Annotated in this window: 19 protein-coding genes; 6 read left to right on the top strand and 13 right to left on the bottom strand. The window is 66.0% G+C overall.

Translation table 11 applies throughout. From position 1 onward, the window contains the following. Positions 1-158 precede the first annotated feature (158 nt). From ACED18_RS12875 to ACED18_RS12860, 4 genes are all read right to left on the bottom strand, one after another. A complete protein-coding gene (locus ACED18_RS12875; RefSeq protein WP_377292781.1) occupies positions 159-905 on the bottom strand; it encodes an ATP-binding cassette domain-containing protein in 747 nt (248 codons plus the stop codon). Continuing rightward, positions 898-1,953 carry a ribose ABC transporter gene (locus tag ACED18_RS12870; protein ID WP_377292779.1) on the bottom strand — a complete coding sequence of 352 codons (1,056 nt, stop codon included), beginning with the start codon at positions 1,951-1,953 and terminating at the stop codon, positions 898-900. The genes ACED18_RS12875 and ACED18_RS12870 overlap by 8 nt, the downstream gene beginning before the upstream one ends. 272 nt (positions 1,954-2,225) lie before the next feature. Further along, entirely contained in the window at positions 2,226-3,176 is a 951-nt protein-coding gene (locus ACED18_RS12865; RefSeq protein WP_377293095.1) for an ABC transporter substrate-binding protein, read from the bottom strand. Between the two features lie 175 nt (positions 3,177-3,351). Beyond that, entirely contained in the window at positions 3,352-4,275 is a 924-nt protein-coding gene (locus ACED18_RS12860) for a sugar-binding transcriptional regulator (RefSeq protein ID WP_377292777.1), read from the bottom strand. Between the two features lie 303 nt (positions 4,276-4,578). On the opposite strand from ACED18_RS12860, the gene ACED18_RS12855 reads away from it, so the two are divergent. Next, positions 4,579-5,493 carry a tagatose-bisphosphate aldolase gene (locus tag ACED18_RS12855; protein ID WP_377293093.1) on the top strand — a complete coding sequence of 305 codons (915 nt, stop codon included), beginning with the start codon at positions 4,579-4,581 and terminating at the stop codon, positions 5,491-5,493. A 14-nt stretch (positions 5,494-5,507) separates the two neighbouring features. Continuing rightward, positions 5,508-6,956 carry an ROK family protein gene (locus tag ACED18_RS12850; protein WP_377292775.1) on the top strand — a complete coding sequence of 483 codons (1,449 nt, stop codon included), beginning with the start codon at positions 5,508-5,510 and terminating at the stop codon, positions 6,954-6,956. A gap of 155 nt (positions 6,957-7,111) precedes the next feature. Here the strand turns inward: ACED18_RS12850 and ACED18_RS12845 are convergent, their stop codons facing one another. The 4 genes from ACED18_RS12845 to thrC all read right to left on the bottom strand — a co-directional run bounded on the left by ACED18_RS12845 (position 7,112) and on the right by thrC (position 13,517). Next, a complete protein-coding gene (locus ACED18_RS12845; protein WP_377293091.1) occupies positions 7,112-10,015 on the bottom strand; it encodes an EAL domain-containing protein in 2,904 nt (967 codons plus the stop codon). 14 nt (positions 10,016-10,029) lie between these two features. After that, positions 10,030-10,632 (bottom strand): GNAT family N-acetyltransferase, encoded by a 603-nt coding sequence (locus tag ACED18_RS12840; RefSeq protein WP_377292773.1) that lies wholly within the window; start codon positions 10,630-10,632, stop codon positions 10,030-10,032. Between the two features lie 173 nt (positions 10,633-10,805). Next, positions 10,806-12,101, bottom strand: a complete 1,296-nt coding sequence (locus ACED18_RS12835) for a M16 family metallopeptidase (RefSeq protein ID WP_377292771.1) — start codon at positions 12,099-12,101, stop codon at positions 10,806-10,808. Between the two features lie 15 nt (positions 12,102-12,116). Further along, the gene (gene thrC, locus ACED18_RS12830) at positions 12,117-13,517 is read right to left on the bottom strand and encodes a threonine synthase (protein ID WP_377292769.1); all 1,401 of its coding nucleotides are present in this window, start codon (positions 13,515-13,517) and stop codon (positions 12,117-12,119) included. Between the two features lie 471 nt (positions 13,518-13,988). On the opposite strand from thrC, the gene ACED18_RS12825 reads away from it, so the two are divergent. Further along, the gene (locus ACED18_RS12825; RefSeq protein WP_377292767.1) at positions 13,989-14,591 is read left to right on the top strand and encodes a hypothetical protein; all 603 of its coding nucleotides are present in this window, start codon (positions 13,989-13,991) and stop codon (positions 14,589-14,591) included. A gap of 12 nt (positions 14,592-14,603) precedes the next feature. Here ACED18_RS12825 and ACED18_RS12820 read toward each other — a convergent pair whose 3' ends face one another. Further along, entirely contained in the window at positions 14,604-14,798 is a 195-nt protein-coding gene (locus ACED18_RS12820) for a hypothetical protein (protein ID WP_377292765.1), read from the bottom strand. A 153-nt stretch (positions 14,799-14,951) separates the two neighbouring features. After that, positions 14,952-15,647, bottom strand: a complete 696-nt coding sequence (locus tag ACED18_RS12815; RefSeq protein WP_377292763.1) for an HAD family hydrolase — start codon at positions 15,645-15,647, stop codon at positions 14,952-14,954. Positions 15,648-15,796: 149 nt separating this feature from the next. Here ACED18_RS12815 and ACED18_RS12810 point away from each other — a divergent pair, with 149 nt between their 5' ends. The 3 genes from ACED18_RS12810 to ACED18_RS12800 all read left to right on the top strand — a co-directional run bounded on the left by ACED18_RS12810 (position 15,797) and on the right by ACED18_RS12800 (position 18,007). Then, positions 15,797-16,159 (top strand): MmcQ/YjbR family DNA-binding protein, encoded by a 363-nt coding sequence (locus tag ACED18_RS12810; RefSeq protein ID WP_377292761.1) that lies wholly within the window; start codon positions 15,797-15,799, stop codon positions 16,157-16,159. A 71-nt stretch (positions 16,160-16,230) separates the two neighbouring features. Continuing rightward, on the top strand, positions 16,231-16,710 hold the full coding sequence (locus ACED18_RS12805; protein ID WP_377292759.1) for a DUF1284 domain-containing protein: 480 nt from the start codon (positions 16,231-16,233) through the stop codon (positions 16,708-16,710). Between the two features lie 166 nt (positions 16,711-16,876). Beyond that, positions 16,877-18,007, top strand: a complete 1,131-nt coding sequence (locus ACED18_RS12800) for a site-specific DNA-methyltransferase (protein WP_377292757.1) — start codon at positions 16,877-16,879, stop codon at positions 18,005-18,007. 587 nt (positions 18,008-18,594) lie between these two features. Here the strand turns inward: ACED18_RS12800 and ACED18_RS12795 are convergent. The 3 genes from ACED18_RS12795 to mutY form a co-directional block, all read right to left on the bottom strand. Then, positions 18,595-18,969 carry a nuclear transport factor 2 family protein gene (locus tag ACED18_RS12795; protein ID WP_377292755.1) on the bottom strand — a complete coding sequence of 125 codons (375 nt, stop codon included), beginning with the start codon at positions 18,967-18,969 and terminating at the stop codon, positions 18,595-18,597. Next, positions 18,966-19,604 carry an HAD family hydrolase gene (locus tag ACED18_RS12790; protein WP_377292753.1) on the bottom strand — a complete coding sequence of 213 codons (639 nt, stop codon included), beginning with the start codon at positions 19,602-19,604 and terminating at the stop codon, positions 18,966-18,968. Before ACED18_RS12790 ends, ACED18_RS12795 begins: the two co-directional genes overlap by 4 nt. Positions 19,605-19,715: 111 nt before the next feature. Then, positions 19,716-20,837, bottom strand: coding sequence for an A/G-specific adenine glycosylase (gene mutY, locus ACED18_RS12785; RefSeq protein ID WP_377292751.1), 1,122 nt, complete (start codon positions 20,835-20,837; stop codon positions 19,716-19,718). Between the last annotated feature and the right edge of the window lie 14 nt (positions 20,838-20,851).

Genomic DNA, 20,851 nt, shown 5'->3' with positions numbered 1-20,851 from the left:
AGCGGCGCTTCCGCCGGTCATCCTCGGGCTTGACCCGAGGATCCATCCCGCGAGCGCATCGGGTGCCGCGTGGATGCCCGGGTCAAGCCCGAGCATGACGGAGGTCGGGTTGAGGGCCTGCACGAAGGCGCAAGCCGCCGAAGCAAGTCGCGCCCCCATCACCCCCCGATCATCAGCTTCACCACCTCGTCATGCGTCGTCTCGGCGATGTTGCGTTCGCCGGCCACCACGCCGCGGCGCAGCACCACGATGCGGTCGGAAACGGCGAAAATGTCCTGCAGGTTGTGCGAGATGAAGATCACGCCTTTCCCTTGCGTTTTCAGCGACTTGATGAGCGAGATCACCTTGCGCTGTTCCGGCACGCCAAGGGCTGCCGTCGGCTCGTCCATGATGAGGATCTTGGCGTTCCAGTAGACGGCGCGGCCGATGGCGACGGCCTGGCGCTGGCCGCCGGAGAAGTTGCTGACGGGCGCATCCAGACGTTTGACGTGGAAGTCGAGCTTGGCCATCGTGTCGCGGGCGGCATCCGCCATCTTCTTGCGGTCGATGGCCGGCAGGAAGCCGAAGCGCTTCTTCATCGGCTCGCGGCCGAGGAAGATGTTCGCGCCGATCGTCAGGTTGTCGGCGAGCGCCAGATCCTGGTAGATCGTCTCGATGCCGAGCGCGCGGGCCTCCTGCGGCGAGCCGAAGCTGACCGGCCTGCCTTCGATCAGGATCTCGCCCGATGTCGGCGGATAGACGCCCGACAGCGCCTTGATCATCGTGGTCTTGCCCGCGCCGTTGTCGCCGGCCAGCGCCACCACTTCGCCCGGGCGCACCACCATCGAGCAGTCCTGCAGCGCCTTCACCGCGCCGAAGTGGCGGGAGAGATTGCGGATTTCCAGGAGGGGTGTCTGACTATTCATCCTGTTTGCCTCCGCTGAAGCGACGCTGTGCCTGGTCGATGAGGACCGAGATGATGATGACGATGCCGACGGCGATGAACTGCCAGAAGGGTTCGACGTTGAGGAAGACGAGGCCGTACTGGATGACGGCGATGACGAGCGCGCCGGCCACCGTGCCGATGATCGAGCCCGAGCCGCCGAAGAGCGAGGCGCCCCCGATGACGACGGCCGCGACGCTGTCGAGCAGCAGCGGCTCGCCGGCTTGCGCGGCACCGGCCGTGAAGCGGGCGGCGTAGAGCGCGCCGCCGAGGCCCGCGCACATGGCCGAGAGAATGTAGAGCTTCAGGATATGGGCGCGGATGTCGATGCCGGCGCGGCGGGCGGCCTGCATGTTGGCGCCGATCGCGTAATTGTGCTGGCCGAAGCGCGTCTGGCTCAGAATGTAGTGCATGACCAGCACGAAGACGGCGGTGACGATGACGAGATAGGGAATGCCGAAGATGCGGCCGTTGCCGAGCATGGCGAACCAGCTGTTGTTGACCGGAACGGTGGTGCCGCCGGCCAGAAGGAAGGCCGCGCCGCGCGCCACGCCGAACATGCCGAGCGTGCCGATGAAGGGCGGGATCTTCAGCCGCGAGATGAGCAGGCCATTGATGATGCCGGGCACGGCGGCGGCCGCGACGGCGGCGATGATGCCGACGAGCATGGCGACCGGCAGCGGCATGGCGAGACCGGCGAGATTGACGATGTGCGCCGCCACGACGGCGGCGAGCCCCATGATGAAGCCGGTGGACAGGTCGATGCCGCCGGAGATGATCACATAGGTCTGGCCGACCGCGATCATCAGCGGCGCCACGGCGAAGATCGCCACGGACTGCCAGTTGAAGGGCGAGAAGATGAAGGTGCCGCCGAAGGACAGGCGCGCCCAGATCTCGAAGGTGATGATCAAGGCGCCGAGGAACAGCCACGCCCTGAGCTGGGCGATGCGCTGCATCAGCGTCTTGCCGGTGTCGGCATGGTCGGCCTGCGGGGCGACATGCTTGGCGACTTCGGTGGTCATGGTTGACATATCCGTCCTGTTTTCAGCGGGGCCCTGTTGCGGGCGGGCCCTGTTTCAAGCGGGGGTGGCGGTGTCCCGGCGCCACGGCCGGAGCGATATCCGACCGGAGTGAAACGGGCACCGACAGGCGTGTGCTGCAAGGAAAAGAGCCTGGAGGCACCGAGCTGATATCCGTCAGGTCGAGCCGCGCTCCAGGGGCGCGTGGCGACGGCAGCGCCCTTGCCTGACGCGTCAGGCGCTGCCGTACACCCTCGGGAGGTTCCTGGATGAAGCCTTGCGGCTTATTCGGAGTAGATGAACTTGGCGACGTTCGGGTCGGCCACGTTCTTCTTGTCGATGACGGTGAAGCCGGTGCCGATCGCGGTCGGAACGGAGTTGCCCGTCAGGTGCGCATAGGCGGCCATCACGCCGAAGTAGCCGATTTCGGCCGGATGCTGGGCGATCGCCACGTCGACAAGGCCGCTGTTGATGTTGTCCACGATGCTGCCCGGAGCGTCGAAGGCGACGACCTTGACGTTGCCCGTCTGGCCGGCCTGCTGCACGCCGTTGGCGGCACCGAGCGCGGAGAACAGGTTCGCGCCGAAGACGCCGGCCAGATCCGAGTTGCGGGCGTAAACGGCCTGCAGCTGAGAGGCAGCCTTGTTGGCGTCATTGTCGTTGAACTGGGTTTCGAGAACCGTGATGCCCGGATGCTTGGCCATCTCGTCCTTGAAGCCCTGCTCGCGCTGGTCGGTGGTGGAAATGCCGGGCTTGACGTTGGAAACGTAGACCTTGCCCTTTTCGCCGATCGCAGACGCCAGCGCGCGGGCCGCCATGGCGCCGCCGAGCACGTTGTCGGAGGCGACGTAGGAGATCGGGAAGTCGGCATCGCCGGCACCCGTCTGGTACTGGCCGGTGCCGATGAAGGTATCGACCGTGATGACCGGGATGCCGGCGTCAGCAGCCTTCTTCAGCGGCTGTACGAGCTGGGTCTTGTCGGTCGGCGCGATCAGGATGGCGTCCGGCTTCTTGGCGATGACGGCATCGAGAACCGGCACCTGCGTGACCGGGTTGAAGTCCGGCGCGCCCTGGAAGACGAGTTCGGCGCCGACGGCCTTGGCGGCGGCTTCCGCGCCCTTGCGCATGGTGATGTAGAAGGCGTCCGTCGTCAGGCCCGGAATGAGCGCGATGGTGAACTTCTTGCTGTCCTGGGCGCTGGCGCTACCGGCCGAAAGCGCGATCGCGCCTGCCATAGCCAGAACACCGGCTGCCTTGAAAAGTGAACGACGCTGCATGGTCTCCTCCTCGAGATGAGCGTTTTTTTGAAGCACGGCGCCACTCCTCCGGTCGTCCGTGCATGGCCCATCATCACGCCGGAAGTTGCCGCGCGTCAAGTGCAATTCTTTCCTGAAAGATATTTCTTATGGATTACCGACCGCTGCCGGCGGCATTGCCGGCCAGCCGTCCGAGGATCGCCTGGGCCGATACCGTGTCCGTCACCAGCGCGTTGATCATGCCGGATCGCACCGCGCCGATCATCGCCGCCGCCTTTTCCGCCCCGGCCGCAACGCCGACCGACAGCGGCGCCTGGCGCAGTTGTGCCGCCGAGGCCGCGATCATGCGGGCCTCGCCTTCCCAGTCCAGCAGGCTGCCGTCCTCGGTCATGTAATGGCGGATCACGTCGCCGGCCGCCTCCACCAGTGCCTTCTCGCCCGCCGTCGCCGCGCTGGTCTCGGAGGGCTGCGGGGCGTGCGTCAGGCCGATGCCGACGATGGCGCAGTCCAGCCGGTTCCACAGCGCCACCGTCTGGCTGACGGAGGGATCGGCGAGAACCGCCTCGCGCAGTTCGGGCGAAGAGAGGTAGGGCACGTGCAGGAAATGCGGGGCGCCGCCGATCTGCTCGGCGGCAAGGCGCACGAATTCGTTGATCTGGAAATGCGCCGCCGCCTGCTGCATGCCGCCCGTCAGCGGCACGATGCTGGCGCGCCCGAGTGTCGGCAGTCCAGCCAGCACCACCTCGCGCACCGCACGCCCCCAGCCGATGCCGATCACCGCGCCGTCGCCGAGCCCCGCCGCCTTCAGAAGCGTGCCGAGCGGTTGCGCCAGCGCGCCGAGCACGCCCGTCTGCGGCGTATCGATCACCGCCGCCGTCTTCAGCCCGAGCGCCGCGATCAGTTCCGCGGTGATGTCTTCCGGCGAGACGAGGTCCAGCACCTCGATGCGCACGATGCCGACGGCGCGGGCCTTCTGCAGCATGCGCGAGACGGTGGCCGTGGACACGGAGAGTTTGCGCGCGATGTCGATCTGCGACATCTCGGACTCATAGTGCAGCTTGGCCACCATGTGCAGCATGGCGCGCGTTGCCGGCGTCTCGGATGTGGGTTGGGGAGGCAGCTTGCAATTCCTTTCAGAAACGTGTTACATCACCCTTACTGGAGTTATCGCCGAAAACCAGCGCCTGCGCAACGGAGACTGCACCACCTCGACCCCCTGACTTTGGTGGGGTTGCGGGTCTTGCGGCCGGAGCCGTGCTGCGTGGCGCTCGGCCGGTGCGCCGGTCCGGCAAGGGGCGGCGAAGAGATGCGGCGGGCGAAGGCCCGCCCGGAAGCGGGCCACCATCGTGCCCGCAAGGGAGGAAGACCGATGACTGCCCCGATGAACGCAATGACCACGGCCGAACTGCGCGGCTACCAGCAGATCTGCGGCCATGACGGTGCCATGATGGTGATCGCCTGCGACCAGCGCGGCGGCATGCGCCAGGTGCTGGCCGAAACGCCGGAGGAGCAGGCGAAGATTTCCAACGCCGTGCTCGGCGACACCAAGGCCGACATTGCCCGCTACCTCGCCGTCGAGGCCGGCGGCGTGCTGGTCGATCCCGTCTGCGCCGTGCCGCAGATCGTCGACAGCTGGACCCTGCCGCGCAACACCGGCCTGCTCATCGGTCTCGATGCCTCCGGCTTCGACGTGACGCCCGAGGGCTACCGCCTGTCGAAGCTGGTGGACGGCATCACGGCGCGCCGCGTGCGCGAACTGGGCGGCACCGGTGGCAAGATCATGGTCTACCTGCGCGCCGACAAGCCGGAGGCCAACACCCACAATATCGCGATCCTCAAGAGCTGCATCGAGGATTTCGCCCGCGAGGATCTCTTCCTCGTCGTCGAATTCCTCACCTACCGCCTCGAGGGCGAAAGCAAGGAAGCCTATGAGGCGGCCTTCCCCGGCCTCATCGTGGAGGGCAGCCGTCTGTGCCTCGAACTCGGCTCCAAGGTGCTGAAGATCCCCTATCCGGGCTCGGACGAGACCTGCGCAGCGGTCACCACGCTCTGCGCCGGCGTGCCGTGGGCGGTGCTTTCGGCCGGTGTCGATCATTCCACCTTCCTCGGCCAGGTCGAAAGCGCCATGAAGAACGGCGCCTCCGGCGTGATTGCCGGCCGCTCGCTGTGGAAGGACTGCATCTCGCTCGACCGCGCTGTCACGAAACAGCGTCTGCAGGAGATCGCCATTCCGCGCCTGCGCGAGATCCAGGCGATCATCGGCAAGTATTTCGCCACCCAGCGCGCCGCGGCCTGAGCGGGAAACCTCCCGTGGACAGCCCGTCGCAACAGGCCATCGGCCTCGACATCGGCGGCACGCGCATGCGTGTCGCCCGTGTCGATCGGGCCGGCACCATCCTTGAGAAGAAGATCATCGACGGCTGCCAGGAGCCCGAGCGGGCGCTGGCGATGATGATCGACCTGATTGCCGAATTCGATCGCCCCGAGGTGACCGCCATCGGCATCGGCATTCCCGGCCGCGTCGATGCCCGCACCGCGCGCGTGCTCTCCGGCGGCTTTCTCGATCTCTCCGGCATCGACGTGAAGAGCCGCATCGAGGCGCGCTTTTCGCGGCCCGTCAGGCTGGAAAACGACTGCTCCATGGCCCTCATCGCCGAAGCCCGCATCGGCGCGGCCAAGGGGCTCGACAATGTCGTGATGCTGACGATCGGCACCGGCATCGGCGGCGGCGCCATGCTGGATGGCCGCATCGTCTACGGGCGGCAGGCGGCTGGCCAGCTCGGCCACATCGTCGTCAATGAAAACGGCCCGACCTGCGTCTGCGGCCAGCAGGGCTGCGTCGAACTCTATTCCTCCGGCACCGCCTTCGGACGCCTGAAGACGGCCGCCGGCTTTGCCGCCGACCTGCGCTGCGAGGAGGCGATTACCCGCGCAGCGGCCGGCGACGGGCCTTGCGCCGCGCTTCTGTCCGACTGGGCCCGCCCGCTGCGCGCCGCCCTCAACACGCTCTCCGCAAGCTTCGATCCCGACATCCTGCTGCTCGGCGGGGGGCTGGGCGACAGCGCGCTGAAGGCGCTCGCCTACGCCCCCGATGCCGGCCGCTGGTATCGCACGCCCGTGGCCGCCGCAAAGCTTGGCGACGATGCCGGCATGATCGGCTCCGCACTCGCCGCGCTGGAAGCGCTGGGGGAGGGGGCGTCCGCCGCGACTGTCCGGCCCGGACAGCCTGCAAAGCGCCTCATCCTCGTCAACGGCGTACCCGCCTCCGGCAAGAGCAGCATCGCGCGGCGCATCGCGGCGCGGACCGGCGCGACGCTGATGGCGCTCGATACGATCAAGAACCCCTTCCTCGCCCGCATCGACAACGTCGACCGCCCCTTCAACCGCACGCTCGGAAAGGCAAGCTACCAGGCGATCTTCGATGTCATCGCCGCCTCTGCCCCCGGCACCTCGTTCGTTGTCGATGCCTGGTTCGGCTTCCAGCCGCTCGAAGACCTCGACCGCTACCTCGCCGCGTCAGGCGTGACCGCGATCGCCGAAATCTGGTGCAGCGCGCCGCCCGAGGTGATTGGCGAGCGCTACCGCGCCCGCCTTACCGACCGCCTGCCCGGCCATCCCGGCGAAAGCTACGTCCCCGAACTCATCGCACTTGCCAGCCGCGCCACTCCCACCGGCCGCGCACCGCTCTTCACCGTGGATACGACCGTGCCCTTCGACGAGGAGGCGGCCCTGCGGTTTCTGTCTGAGGTGATGGGGTAGGGCTAAGGCCCAAAGCGCACGAGCGTCAGCGGCTCTGCACGCTCACGTCTTATCTCGTCGCTGCCGAAATCGAGAGGCCGAGCGCCAGCGCCGTGACCGTCCCCGAAAGCGCGGCAAGGGCACGACACCAGAGCCGTGCCCCTTCATTCACAGCCTCACGCCCGCTTCATCAGCGGAAAGCGCTCCTTGAGAAGCCGCCCGATCGATTCCGCGCCGATCGGCGGACCGAAGAGGTAGCTCTGGCCATAGTCGCAGCCCATCTGGGCGAGTTGCTGGGCGTCCTCTTCCGTCTCGATACCCTCGGCCACCACCTGCATGTCCAGTTCGCGGGCCATGCTGACGACGTTGCGCAGCAGCACGGCGCGCTTGTCGGAGGGATCCTTCACCAGCGCCTTGTCGATCTTGATCGTGTCGAAGGGGAAGCGGGTGAGGTAGGAGAGCGAGGAATAGCCGGTGCCGAAATCGTCGAGCGCCAGCGTCAGCCCGGCTTCCTTGAGCTTGGTCAGCACCAGGCGGGCCTGTTCCGGGTTCTCCATCACCACCGATTCCGTCAGCTCCATCTTGATCCGCGAGGGATCGCAGCGGTTCTTGGCGATGATGGCGCGCAGGTCGTCATAGAGCTCGTTGGAGAGCAGCTGCGCGGAGGAGAGGTTGACGGAGACAAAGATCGGCAGCGCCCCGGTCGAAAGCTGCCATTCGGCGAGATCCGTGGTCGCCTGTTCCAGCGCGAAGAGACCGAGCTGGTTGATGAGTTCGGAATTCTCCGCGATCGGAATGAATTCGCTGGGCGAGATCGTCCCGCGCTTGGGGTGATCCCAGCGCATCAGCGCCTCGAAGCCGGCAATCTCGGCATCGGCCAGCCGCACGATCGGCTGGTAGGCCATCGACAGCTCCTTGCGCTCGATGGCGCGGCGAAGCTCGGCTTCGAGCTGCAGGCGATCCGTGCCCGAGGTGCGGAAGGCGGGGCGGAAGGGCTCGACGCGGTTGCCGCCCTGCTTCTTGGCGCGGAACATGGCGAGTTCCGCGTCGTTCAAAAGCCCGGCCGCATTTTCCTGCTGGTCCACCCAGGAGACGAGACCAATCGAGGCCGTCAGGTTGATTTCCTTGGCACCGAAGGAGAGCGGCACCATGATCGCCTTCGACACCGCATCGGCGAAATCCGCCACCTTGCCGGGCTCGCGCTCCGACATGAGGATGAGGCCGAACTGGTCTCCACCAAGCCGCGCCAGCGTGTCCTGCGGGCGCAACAGACGGCGCAGGCGCCGCGTCAGTGCGATGAGGATATTGTCGCCGGCGGCGATGCCGAGCTGGTCGTTCACCGCCTTGTAGCGGTCGATATCGATGACGAGCACCGTCGGGCGGATCGTGTTGGAGGTCGGCGCCAGCGCCAGGATGGCCTGCAGGCGATCGAGGAACACCTGCCGGTTCGGCAGTCCCGTCAGATTGTCGGTCACGGCATTGTTCAGCAGCCGCTCCACCGAATTGCGCTGCTCGGTGATGTCGGCGATCGTGCCGACGCAGCGGATGATCTCGCCGGTGGCCGCCAGCACCGGCCGGGCGCGGATTGCCAGCCAGTGATAGTGGCCATCTTCGGCGCGGATGCGGAATTCGTGGTTCAGCCGCCCGCGGCGATGCTCGAGCAGCACGTCGAGCGTGGCGCGGAAACGGTCGCGATCATCCGGGTGCAGGCGCGGCAGCCAGTTGCGGGCGGGGCCATGCATGGTGCCGGGCGCGAGCCCGAGCTGGGCCGAAACGTCAGGCATGGTCACGATGCGGTCGCGCGCCACGTCCCAGTCCCAGACCGTATCGCCCGACCCCGTCAGCGCCAGTGACTGGCGCTCCATGTCGGAAAACAAGCCGAGCTGGTAGGCGCCGCCGGCAAAGGCATGCTGCATCACCGTAAAGCCGATCAGGAGAACGATGAGCACGAGGCCACCGCCGAGCGCCGGCTGCACGATGTCGTTGGCAAGCTGCCCCGTCACCGTCAGCCAGGCCCCGAACAGCCAGACGAGGATCAGCGCCCAGGCCGGCACCAGCAGGATGGCGCGGTCATAGCGCGAAAAGCCGAGATAGATGATGAGGATGAGGCCGACCGTGCCGGTCAGCGCAAACGAAAGCCGCGCAATGCCGGCCGCAATCGCGGGATCGTAGACCGCCACGCCGAACAGCAGGCCAAGACCCAGAACCCAGGCAAGCGTCGCATAGGACAGGTGCTGGTGCCAGCGGTTGAGATTGAGATAGGTGAAGAGGAAGACCACAAGGCCGGCGGCGAGAAACACCTCCGTTCCCGCCCGCCAGATGCGTTCGTCATCCGCCGTCACGCTGATCAGCTTGGAGATAAAGCCGAAATCCACGCAGATATAGGCGAGCACCGCCCAGGCGAGTGCGGCCGTCGCCGGCAGCATGGACGTGCCCTTGACGACGAAGAGAATAGTGAGGAACACCGCCAGCAGGCCGGCAATGCCGAGCACGATTCCGCGATAGAGCGTGAAGGCGTTGACCGTGTCCTTGTAGGCGTCCGGCTCCCAGAGGTAGATCTGCGGCAGGTCGGGCGAGGCGAGTTCGGCCACGAAGGTGATGACGGAGCCCGGGTTCAGCGTGATGCGGAACACGTCCGCTTCCTCGCTCGGCTGCCGGTCCAGCGCAAAGCCTTCCGACGGCGTGATCCCGAGGATGCGCTGCGAGCCGAGATCGGGCCAGAACAGCTTGGAATTCACCAGACGGAAGTGGGGCGCGACGATGACACGCTCCAGCTGCTCTTCCGAGACATTGGCGAGCGCAAAGACGGCCCAGTCGCCGCGATGCTGCTCGGAGGAGGAGCGCACCTCGATGCGCCGCACGATGCCATCCGTGCCGGGTGCCGTGGAAACCTGGAAGGCTTCGCCGCGACCCGTGTAGATTTCCGTGGTTTTGGTGAGGTCGAGCGCCGTGTCCTCGCGCGAGATCTTCACCGGCTCCAGCGCAGCCGCCGGCCCGGCGCCAAGAAGCGCAAACAGGACCAGCGCGGTGAGGAGTTGGCCGAGCGCAGCAAGGGGGCTCGCGGCGGCGCGGCGTTTCAAAGCGTTCAACACGATTACACTTCCGTTGGACCGTCCGGGGGCGCAATCCGCGAAAACAGGATGTGATCGCGCCACTGGCCGTTGATTTTCAGGTATTTTCGAAGGTAGCCTTCCTGCTCAAAACCGGCCTTTTCAAGGAGCCTCACGCTTCTTTCGTTTTCCGGAATACAGGCCGCTTCGATCCGGTGCAACTGAAGGACCGAAAAGATGTAGGGGACGACGAGGCCGACGGCCGCGCTCATGTGCCCCTTGCCGGCGTAACGTTCGCCCATCCAGTAGCCGATCATGCAGGAGAGCGCCGCGCCGCGCCGGATATGGCCAATCGTAATGCCGCCGAGCAGCGCATTGTCATGGCGGGAAAAGAGCAGCAGCGGTACGGCCTGTCCGGCAGAAAATTCCTGTTCGCTGCGCGCCACCCGGTCGCGAAAGGCGCTCTCGGTCAGGTCTTCGGCGCGCCACACAGGCTCCCACGGTTCGAGGAAAGCGCGGCTTTCGGCCCTGAGCCGCGTCCAGGCGCGAAAATCGCCCTGCACGGGCAGCCGCAGCAGATGATCGGCATCGGCAATCGTCACGGTCTCCGGCGGACGCGACAGAAACCGGAACATTGACCTCGCCATGCGCTTCATTGCTCCCCTGCCGCCCCGACAGACCATTTCCCACCGACTGCCGACGCAGCCGAAAAGCCCATCAAATCAGACGCGAAACGCGGTTTCAAGCGGACAGAAAAGGCGGCGCGGGAGGGGTGCCACCATCGTCAGGCCCGATGCGCTCCGGCGCAGTCCTGTCCGGCTCAGCTCGCCGCCCGCACCGGGGCAGGGCTCGAGAGGCTGGCGGAAAACTCGGAGGTCGGCGCCAGAAGCTCCAGCGGCCCGATGGCCGAAAGCGTCGGCGCCGTATCGAAGAACAGCCGCCCGGCAAGATCCGTCAACCGCTCGACCGTGATGCTGGAGAGCCGCTCCATCAGTTCCTGGTTCGGAATGGTCCGGCCATAGAGCATCATCTGCCGGGCGATCTGGCCGGCGCGCGCCGCCGGGCTTTCCTGGCCCATCAGAAGCTGCGCGCGGATCTGCGCCCGGGCTCGCTCGATTTCCTGCTGCTCGATCCGGTCCGAGGACTTGCGCAACTCGTCGATGATGACAGGCATCAGCTCCGGCAGGTTCTCGCCGCCGGTTGCGGCATGCACGCCGAAGATCCCGGTGTCGGAAAAGCCCCAGTGGAAGGCATAGACGGAGTAGCAGAGACCCCGATGCTCGCGCACTTCCTGGAAGAGACGGGACGACATGCCGCCGCCGAGGATATTGGCGAGAATCTGCGAACAGTAGAAGTCGCGCGCATGATAGGCCTTGCCCTCGAAGCCGAGCAGCACCTGCGCGTCCATCAGGTCGCGCTCTTCGCGCGTGTCGCCGCCGGTATAGATCGCGGTCTCGAAGATCGGCGGTGCCGTCGGCGCGGTGGGGATGGAGGCGAAGCGCTCCTCGACCTGCTTGACGAAGCTGTCGTGATCCACGGCACCGGCCGCCACCACGAACAGGCGGTCCGTCGTGTAGTTGCGGCCGAGATAGCCGCGGATCTGGTCGGGCGTGAAGGAGTTCACCGTATCCGGCGTTCCGAGGATCGGCCGGCCGATCGTCTGGCCGCGGAAGGCGGTCTCGGCGAAGCGGTCGAACACCACGTCGTCGGGCACGTCGTTGGCCGCGCCGATTTCCTGCAGGATGACGCTCTTCTCGCGCCGCAGTTCTTCTTCGTCGAAGCTCGACTCGGTCAGGATGTCGGCGAGGATATCGACCGCGAGCGGAACGTGGTCCTTGAGAACGCGGGCGTAATAGGAGGTGGTCTCGGTCGAGGTGGCGGCGTTGACTTCGCCACCGACATTCTCGATTTCCTCGGCGATCTGCCGGGCCGTGCGCCGGGCCGTGCCCTTGAAGGCCATATGCTCCAGGAGATGCGCGATGCCGTGCTCTTCAACCGTTTCGTTGCGCGAGCCGGACTTGATCCACACGCCGAGTGCGACACTTTCCAGATGCGGCATGGTTTCCGTGACGACCGTCAGGCCGGACTTCAGCCGCGTGCACTCAACTTTCATCATCCGTCTTTCTACGCTCTACTTCCGGATGCGGGCACGTTCGTCGACGTAAGCCTCGACGATCTTCAGCTCGGGATCCAGGATATCGAAACGTTCCTCCCTGTCCATCAGATCAGCAAGCCACGTCGGAAGCGCCGGGTCAATACCGGATGCGGATTTTACCGCCGCCGGGAACTTCGCCGGATGCGCGGTTGCAAGCGTCACCATGGGGGAGGCGGGCCGGGTGTGCTTCTCCGCCACATGCACGCCGATGGCGGTGTGCGGGTCAAGCAGGTAGCCCGTCTCGGAGAGCGTCTTCGCGATGGTCCTGGCGACGGCCTTCTCGCTGGCGCGACCGGCGCGGAACTCCCGGCGGATCGCCTTCAGCGCCTTTTCCTCGATCTCGAAGGCGCCGGATTGCTTCAGCCCGTCCATGGCGCGGCGCACCTTGGCGGGGTCGCGGTCATAGGCCTCGAACAGCAGCCGCTCGAAATTCGAGGAGACGCCGATGTCCATGGACGGCGAGGTCGTCGCCTTCACCGCGCGCATCTCGTAGCGGCCGGTCTTCAGCGTACGGGCGAGGATGTCGTTCTCGTTGGTGGCGACAACGAGGCGGTCGATCGGCAGGCCCATCCTCTTGGCGACGTAACCGGCGAAGATGTCGCCGAAATTGCCTGTCGGCACCGTGAAGGAGATCTTCCGGTCGGGACCGCCGAGCGCGATCGCCGTTGTAAAGTAATAGACCACCTGCGCCATGATGCGCGCCCAGTTGATCGAATTGACGCCCGAAAGCGCCACCCCGTCGCGGAAGGCCACGTCGCCGAACATGGCTTTCACGAGGTTCTGGCAGTCGTCGAAATTGCCGTTGATGGCAACGGCGTGGACGTTCGAAGCGGTCGAGGTCGTCATCTGGCGCTGCTGCACCGGCGAGACCTTGCCATGCGGGAAGAGGATGAAGATGTCGGTGCGCTCGCGCCCTGCAAAGGCGTCGATGGCCGCCCCGCCCGTATCGCCGGAGGTGGCGCCGACAATGGTGGCGCGCGCGCCGCGCTCCGTCAGCACATGGTCCATCAGGCGGCCGAGCATCTGCATCGCCACGTCCTTGAAGGCGAGCGTCGTGCCGTGGAAGAGTTCCATGACGAAGCTGTTCGGACCCGTCTGCACCAGCGGCACCACGGCCGGATGGCGGAAGGTCGCATAGGCTTCGTTGATCATGGCGCGCAGCGTGTCGCCCTTGATTTCGTCGCCGGTAAAGCGCGAGATCACCGTAAACGCGATCTCCTGGTAGGACTGGCCGCGCATGGCCCGGATGTCCTTCTTCTTGAAGGTCGGCCACTCCTTGGGGACGTAAAGCCCGCCATCGCTGGCAAGACCGGCCAGCAGCGCATCCGAAAACCCGAGCGACGGGGCTTCGCCCCGCGTGGAAACATAGGTCACCATCGTCCTGTCCTTCATCCTGCGGTCCGGTCGTCCCGTTCCGTCAGTCCCGCACGTCCACCTCGTCCTAGTCGCTTCCGGGCGAAAAGGGCCGTCTCTTTGCGTCAGGTGCTGGCAAAGCCGTGCGATCCGGGCGCTGGATCGGGCCTGTATCGTCTCGGAAACCGGCCGCCGTGCCTAACGCAACGCTTGGCAAAAGAAAACCTCTTTCCCGTGCCGCCGCGCACGCACATCTTCGGTCGGTCCAGGCGATTGTTGCGCAAAGCCCCGTTCCGGTTTTTAAAAGAATGCAGTAGGGTGCCGCCGCCGCTGACCGGAAGGGAATGCCATCAAGGCGTTGCCGGGTCGGCGCTGACGGAAGTTTCAAGGGCGCGCTTGCCGCAAAGGCCGGCTCGCGTGTCCGCATTGACGGCCATGAAGGCCGGAGAAAGAACGATTCCCGGGCAAGCCGGGCGAGTGGGGAGTGTCAGTCGCGTGTCTTCAAAGCTTTTCGGTCATCTCATTGCCGCCTCCCTCCTTGTGGCGCTTGCAGGCTGCAGCAAGACGGATACGGCCGACGTCGTGGCGGTGGAACCCCAGCAGGCCGCAACGCCGGCAGCCGGCGCGCAGGCAACGCTTGCCACCGGCGTGGGCGGCGAGCCCGCCGCCGTCATCCAGGGCGCCTGCCCGCAGGTCTTCCTGACCGATGAAACGGCTGTCCACCGCGCCTATGCCAAGGGCGGCACGGATGATCCGATGAAGATCCTCTATCAGGCCTCCTTCGGCGACCAGACCCGCCAGTGCACCCAGAGCGCCACCAGCCTGACCGTCAACATCGTGGCCCAGGGCCGCGTCGTGCTCGGCCCCGTCGGCACGCCCGGCACGGTGACGTTGCCGATCCGCGTCACGGCACGCGATGAAGACCAGGTTCTCTACGATCAGGTGCGCCCGATCACGGTCGAAATCCCCGCCACCGGCACCACCCAGTTCGTCTTCACCGACAGCAACGTCACCATCCCCGCCGGCGCCGGCGCAGACGCAAAGGTCTATATCGGCTTCGACAAGGGCGGGAAGACGGACAAGAAGAAGCGGAACTAAGGGGTTCTGACCCTAACCCGCGAGGTGCACCAGGGCCGAGATGATCGTCGCGCCGCCAATCGGCGCGAGCAGCATCATCAGCAGGTTGAAGCCGATCAGCGCAAAGAGAACCTTTTGCTGTCGCGGCGTCAGTTCGGGATATTTCGGCTTGCGCGGCGGCTCTTCGCCCCAGTAGTAGGGCTTGTGGTTATCGGTGTTGAGAAACATCGCTCTTCATGTCCGGTCGTGGCGGCAAGCGCCCATCTTGCCGTGACATGCAGGGAATGGCCAGAGCCGAATGGCCGCACCCGGGTGCACCATCAGGGCCGCTGCCTGCCGGGCTGCAACGGCGCCCCAGGCAGGTGCCGAGCCATCACATCCTCACGCCACCGCGTCTTCCGACCACTCGGCGAGCGCTGCAATCACGCCCGGCAGCATCGACATGCGCGAGATCACTGTCTCTGCGCCCGCATCCGTCAGCCTGTCGGCATGGGAGGGGTAGGTGTGCGAACCGCCGGTGAAGCCGACGACGCGCATGCCGGCGGCCCGCGCCGCTTCCACGCCGTGCACGCTGTCTTCCACCACCAGCGCACGGGCGGGCTTCGCGCCCATCTGCTTGGCGCCGTGCAGGAAGATATCCGGCTTCGGCTTCACGCGGTCTTCGCCGAGGTCGCGCGCCGAGTAGATATGCCCCTTGAAGAGCGGCTTCAGCTTCACGGCCGAGAGCATCATGTCGAGCCGGTGGCTGGTGGAGTTGGAGCACACGCAGAAGGGAAGCGTCAGCTTTTCCAGCACGGCCTGCACGCCCTCGATCGCCTCGATCTCCTTCGGCAGCCGCGCATCGAGGATTTTCTCCACCTTGTCGATCAGCGAGGCGGAGAAGGGGATGTCGGCTTCCTTCTCGACGGTCAGCAGCGTGTTCCGCCAGGTCATGCCGGCAAAGCGTTCGGAATGTTCCTCCGCGCTGATGGGGTAGCCGGCCTCCGTCAGAAGCTCGGATTCGACGCGCGAGCAGATGATTTCGGAATCGACGAGCACCCCGTCGCAATCGAAGATGATGAGGTCGAAACCGGCCATGAAGCGTTCCTTGAAGTCGGGAGATAGACACGTTCGGAAGATGCGCGCCGTTTATACGATGCGGGCGCCAAGGACAACCGAGCCCGCCAGGAGAGGGCGGGGATGACCATCACGCATCTTTCTGTCAGGATCGGGGCGAAAGGACCGCCATGCTCACGCTCGATGACCTGCGCGCCATGATCCTCGTTCTGCCCGAGACGGTGGAGACATCCGCCTTCGGCAATCCCTGCTTCAAGGTGGGCGACAAGGCCATCTGCTTCTGGAATGTCGGTCACGACTGCCCGGTCTTCAAGGTTTCCTTCGACGAACGCGACCTGCTGATCGAGGCGGAGCCGGAGACCTTCTTCACCACGCCGCACCACCGCCCGTCGCCGCTGGTGCTCGCCCGCCCTCAAACTGTCGATCCCGAATGGGCACGCGTGACCGTGGAGCGCACCTGGCGCCGGCTTGCCCGCCGGGCGATGGTGAAGCGATACGATGCCGGGCGGGGCGAGGGGGAAGAATCCGCCTGAAGCCGCCGTTGCGCCAAGACCCCGTTTGAGACCCCGTTTGCGCCCGGGCGCGGCTCGGCTATGAAGGCGCCATGACCGCTCCATCCGCCCCCGCAGCCACCGCATGCCCCGAAGTCCCGGAAGGCACCGTGCGCCTGCGCCCCCACCATCTGCTCTGCATGCTGACCTTCATCGGCGAGGGCTACAGCCCCGCCTTCGTCGCCGAGTATCGCCGCATCGTGGCCCGGCTCGGGGCCGGTGCCGAGATCGCGATCGTCGCCGGTCCCGATGATATCTGCGCGCCGATCTGCCATGCCGCCGGGGAACACTGTCACAACGCGAGCGTGATGGATCGCGACCGGGAGGCAGCCGAGAGCGTCACGGCGCTGCTGGATCTTGAGATCGCCCCAGGCGCGCGCTTCCGTCTTGACGCCGACCGTCTGGCGCGCCTGCGCGATGCCTTTGCCGCCGGCACGATCCGTCGCGCCTGCGCCGATTGCGAATGGGCGCCGCTCTGCGACGGCATCGCCGCCTCCGGCTTCGAAGGCGTGCTGCTCACCTGCCGCGCCTGACGGGAGAGCCGCGTCCCGATCTTAACCATGCCGCGCCCGTCAAAATGCGCCCTGATCAAAAAAACCGTGCCGCCTTCAGCCTTTGGTAACCATCCTCGGTAACCATAAGACATCAAAGAAGTTCTGCGTCCCTGTTTCCTGAGTTCAGTGTAAAAGCGAGTTTGTGATGGCACCTGTGGTTTCGCTTGCCGACGTCTCCCGCGCTCCGGGCCGTGTCGGCTGGATCGACACGATCATCAAGGGCGACTGCGTCGCAGCGCTTGAAGCGCTCCCCGACAAGTCGGTCGACGTCGTCTTCGCCGATCCGCCGTACAACCTCCAGCTCGGCGGCGCGCTCACCCGTCCCGACCAGTCGCTGGTCGATGCCGTCGATGACGAATGGGACCAGTTCTCCTCCTTCGAGGCCTATGATGCCTTCACCCGCGCCTGGCTGCTGGCCGTGCGCCGCGTGCTGAAGCCGACCGGCACCCTCTGGGTCATCGGCTCCTACCACAACATCTTCCGCGTCGGCGCCACGCTCCAGGATCTCAACTTCTGGATCCTCAACGACATCATCTGGCGCAAGACCAACCCCATGCCGAACTTCAAGGGCCGCCGGTTCCAGAACGCCCATGAGACCCTGATCTGGGCGAGCCCCAGCGCCAAGGGCAAGGGCTATACCTTCAACTACGATGCCATGAAGGCGGCGAACGACGACGTGCAGATGCGCTCCGACTGGCTCTTCCCGATCTGCTCGGGCGGCGAGCGCCTGAAGGACGAAAACGGCGACAAGGTGCATCCGACCCAGAAGCCGGAAGCCCTGCTCGCCCGCATCCTGATGGCCTCGACGAAGCCGGGCGACATCGTGCTCGATCCCTTCTTCGGCTCCGGCACCACGGGTGCCGTCGCCAAGCGCCTCGGCCGCCACTTCGTCGGCATCGAGCGCGAGCAGAGCTATATCGATGCGGCCTCTGCCCGCATCGAAGCCGTCGAGCCGCTCGGCAAGGCGACCCTTTCCGTGATGACCGGCAAGAAGGCCGAACCCCGCGTCGCCTTCAACACGCTGGTCGAGAGCGGCCTCATCCGCCCCGGCACCGTATTGACGGATGCGCGCCGCCGCTACAGCGCGATTGTCCGCGCCGACGGCACGCTGGCCTCGGGCGGCGAGGCCGGATCGATTCATCGCCTTGGCGCGCGCGTCCAGGGCCTTGATGCCTGCAATGGATGGACTTTCTGGCACTACGACGACGGCCAATCCCTGCGGCCGATCGACGATCTCCGGACGGTCATTCGAAACGGCCTGGCGAAACTGAACTGATCAACCAGTTCCCCGCTCAGGCCCGACGGCCGAACCGGTTTTCGTACCTTCAGTCCCGGAACGGCCGAAAGCGCCCGGAGAGCGATCTCCGGGCGCTTTTTAAGTTTTGCTGCAGTGAGAGGGAGCGGGAGCGAAACGTACCGCTCGGCGTCCATCATAGACGGGGCGGAATGCCTTGACGCGATATGCTCCCCTCTCCGTCATGCCGGTCCTCGATCCGGCATCCAGCAGCCGCGCGTCTGCGCGGCGGGAAAGTTCTTTCAGACCGAAGACTTGGTCTGGCTGGATCCCGGATTGAGTCCAGGACGGCGGGCAAATTTTTACTGTCGCGACAAGGAAACGAACTCGGCACAACATGCCCCTCCGCACCCGTCGCCATGGATCCTCGGCTCGGGGGCCGAGGATGACGGAGATCACGGGTCCGTCGCCACTCTCATCGCGACTGTCGGCGATGGTCGGATGTCGCCGATAGGCGAGAGGTTTATCCACCTGCCGTCATCCTCGGGCTTGACCCGAGGATCCATTCCGCACGTGAAAAAAGAGGGTTGAGGAATTCGAGCCGAAGGCCCGAGAGCGTCGAGGCGTCCCTACCGGTCCGCCACGATCACCCTGACGATCAACCCATCCTCATCAAAAAACACCGCCTCTTCGCCCGCCCGCTCGATGCGTTCGCCCGTCGAGCGTTTCGTCGCCGTCAGCCGCCAGTCGGCGTGGGCGGCGAGGGGGGCGACGCGCTCCACCCTGTCGTCCACGGCCGTCTGGTCGGGATGTTCGGCGAAATAGGCGCGGAAACTGTCGATGACCGCGTCTCGTCCCGTCACCGTTCCCACGCCCGGCGATTCATAGGCGATGTCAGGATGGAACATCGCCGCAGTGGTCGCAAAATCCTGGGCCTCCACGGCGGCGTGATAGGCGATCAGCGCCGCCTTGGGATCGAAGGAAAAGACGCGGGTGTCGGTCATGCCTGCGGCATCTCCTCTGCCTTCAGAAGGCCGTAGGTGGCGAGATCGACGCGCAGCGCGGCCGGGTCGGTGAAGAGGACGGCATGCCAGCCGGCGGCTTTCGCGCCTTCCACATTGGCCGGCGCATCGTCGATGAAGAGCGTGTGGGCGGGGTCGAGGCCGAAGCTTTTGACATGGGTCTCGTAGATCTCGCGCTGCGGCTTGATGAGGCCGATGTCGCCGGAGACGGTGACGCCGCGCGGGACTTTAAGGAAGGGGAAGATCTCCTGCGCCTGGCGGAACGTGTCGGAGGCGAAGTTGGTCAGCATCGTCACGTCGCGGCCTTCCGCGATGAAGCCGAGCATCAGCGCGACGCTCTCCTCATAGGCATGCGGCACCATTTCGTGCCAGTGGCGGCGGAAGGCGCGGATCTGTTCCGCCCGCTCCGGATGGTCGGCGATCAGCAGCGCCTCGGCTTCCTCCCAGGTCCGGCCGCGGTCCTGCTCGATGTTCCAGTCATGGGTGCAGACATGGGCGAAGAACCATGCGCGCTCCTCCGGATCGGGAATGATGCGCGAGAAGGGCAGGTTCGGATCATAATGGATCAGCACCTTGCCGATGTCGAAAACGATGTGGCGGATCTCGGCCTCAGCCATGGGCAGTCCTTTCTTCAGAAGACGAACCGTCTGCGGTGCGTCGGGAAAGTTGTGGCGTCGCCGGTGCCGGCAGGCGTGGCGAATCGCCTCCGCCGCGTGTGCCTTCAGATATCACCGGCCCCGCCGGGGCGGAAAGGCGGTCGGTATAGCCGCGGCAATTGCCTTCTTCATGACAGTCGGCAGCGCCTCGCCGGAAAGGTTTTCCACGGGCTCCCACCAGCCCTCCACCCCTGCCGGATGCACATCGATCCGCACCCGGTAGACGGAGAGCCGAAGCTCGAAATGGGTGAAGACATGCACGATGCCGCCGGCCGGCTCCCAATCTGCGGGGAATGGGGCCGCAGGGAAGGGGGCATCAACGAGGACATCGTCCCGCGCGCCATCGTCCGGCGCCTCCGCCTCCACGACGCGCCAGTCCGTGCCGGGCACTTCCGTCATGCCGCCCAGAAGCCCGCGGTCCGGCCGCTTGCGCAAGAGCACGGCGCCGTCCCCGTCCACCGCCACGAAGGCGGCCCCGATGCGCACCGGCTTGGCGCTCTTGCGCGCCTTGACGGGAAAGCGTTCCGGATCGTCCCCGGCACGTGCGAGGCAGGCGTCGGAGAGCGGACAGAGCGCGCAGGCCGGCCGCTTCGGCGTGCAGATCGTGGCGCCCAAATCCATCATGGCCTGCGCGAAATCGCCGGGCCGGTCGGCCGGCGTGATCTCGGCGACGGCCGCCCGCATCACGGTCTTGGCGCCCGGCAGCGGTTGATCGATCAGGCGCAGGCGCGAAATGACGCGCTCGACATTGCCATCCAGCACCGCTGCCTGCCGGTTGAAGGCAATGGCCGCGATGGCGGCGGCCGTATAGTCGCCGATCCCCGGCAGCGCCTTCAGCCCCTCCACCGTATCGGGAAACCGCCCGCCATGGTCTGCGGCCACCACCTCGGCGCATTTCTTCAGGTTGCGGGCGCGCGCGTAATAGCCGAGCCCCGCCCAGGCCTTCATCACGCTCTCCGTCTCCGCCGCCGCCAGATCCTCCACGCGCGGCCAGCGCGTCAGAAAGGCGTCGAAATAGGGCTTCACCGCCTGCACCGTCGTCTGCTGCAGCATCACCTCCGACAACCAGACGCGGTAGGGATCGGCCCTGACGCCCGCCGCCTGCTCGGCCGGCGAGACCCGCCAGGGCAGGCTGCGGTGGTGGCGGTCGTACCAGGCGAGAAGGGCGGTCGCGATGGCGGGGGATGGGGGCATGGGAACCTGTGATG

The organism is Rhizobium sp. SG2393, assembly GCF_042610495.1.
In the GTDB taxonomy this organism is placed as follows: Bacteria; Pseudomonadota; Alphaproteobacteria; order Rhizobiales; family Rhizobiaceae; genus RU20A.
This window is presented reverse-complemented; position numbering and strand designations above follow the sequence as displayed.

Coding starts and splice junctions, on each gene's coding strand:
- ACED18_RS12875 (WP_377292781.1), bottom strand. CDS start 905: ATGAATAGTCAGACACCCCTCCTGGAAATCCGCAATCTCTCCCGCCAC.
- ACED18_RS12870 (WP_377292779.1), bottom strand. CDS start 1,953: ATGTCAACCATGACCACCGAAGTCGCCAAGCATGTCGCCCCGCAGGCC.
- ACED18_RS12865 (WP_377293095.1), bottom strand. CDS start 3,176: ATGGCAGGCGCGATCGCGCTTTCGGCCGGTAGCGCCAGCGCCCAGGAC.
- ACED18_RS12860 (WP_377292777.1), bottom strand. CDS start 4,275: ATGCTGCACATGGTGGCCAAGCTGCACTATGAGTCCGAGATGTCGCAG.
- ACED18_RS12855 (WP_377293093.1), top strand. CDS start 4,579: ATGAACGCAATGACCACGGCCGAACTGCGCGGCTACCAGCAGATCTGC.
- ACED18_RS12840 (WP_377292773.1), bottom strand. CDS start 10,632: ATGGCGAGGTCAATGTTCCGGTTTCTGTCGCGTCCGCCGGAGACCGTG.
- ACED18_RS12835 (WP_377292771.1), bottom strand. CDS start 12,101: ATGATGAAAGTTGAGTGCACGCGGCTGAAGTCCGGCCTGACGGTCGTC.
- thrC (WP_377292769.1), bottom strand. CDS start 13,517: ATGGTGACCTATGTTTCCACGCGGGGCGAAGCCCCGTCGCTCGGGTTT.
- ACED18_RS12820 (WP_377292765.1), bottom strand. CDS start 14,798: ATGTTTCTCAACACCGATAACCACAAGCCCTACTACTGGGGCGAAGAG.
- ACED18_RS12815 (WP_377292763.1), bottom strand. CDS start 15,647: ATGGCCGGTTTCGACCTCATCATCTTCGATTGCGACGGGGTGCTCGTC.
- ACED18_RS12810 (WP_377292761.1), top strand. CDS start 15,797: ATGCTCACGCTCGATGACCTGCGCGCCATGATCCTCGTTCTGCCCGAG.
- ACED18_RS12805 (WP_377292759.1), top strand. CDS start 16,231: ATGACCGCTCCATCCGCCCCCGCAGCCACCGCATGCCCCGAAGTCCCG.
- ACED18_RS12800 (WP_377292757.1), top strand. CDS start 16,877: ATGGCACCTGTGGTTTCGCTTGCCGACGTCTCCCGCGCTCCGGGCCGT.
- ACED18_RS12795 (WP_377292755.1), bottom strand. CDS start 18,969: ATGACCGACACCCGCGTCTTTTCCTTCGATCCCAAGGCGGCGCTGATC.
- ACED18_RS12790 (WP_377292753.1), bottom strand. CDS start 19,604: ATGGCTGAGGCCGAGATCCGCCACATCGTTTTCGACATCGGCAAGGTG.
- mutY (WP_377292751.1), bottom strand. CDS start 20,837: ATGCCCCCATCCCCCGCCATCGCGACCGCCCTTCTCGCCTGGTACGAC.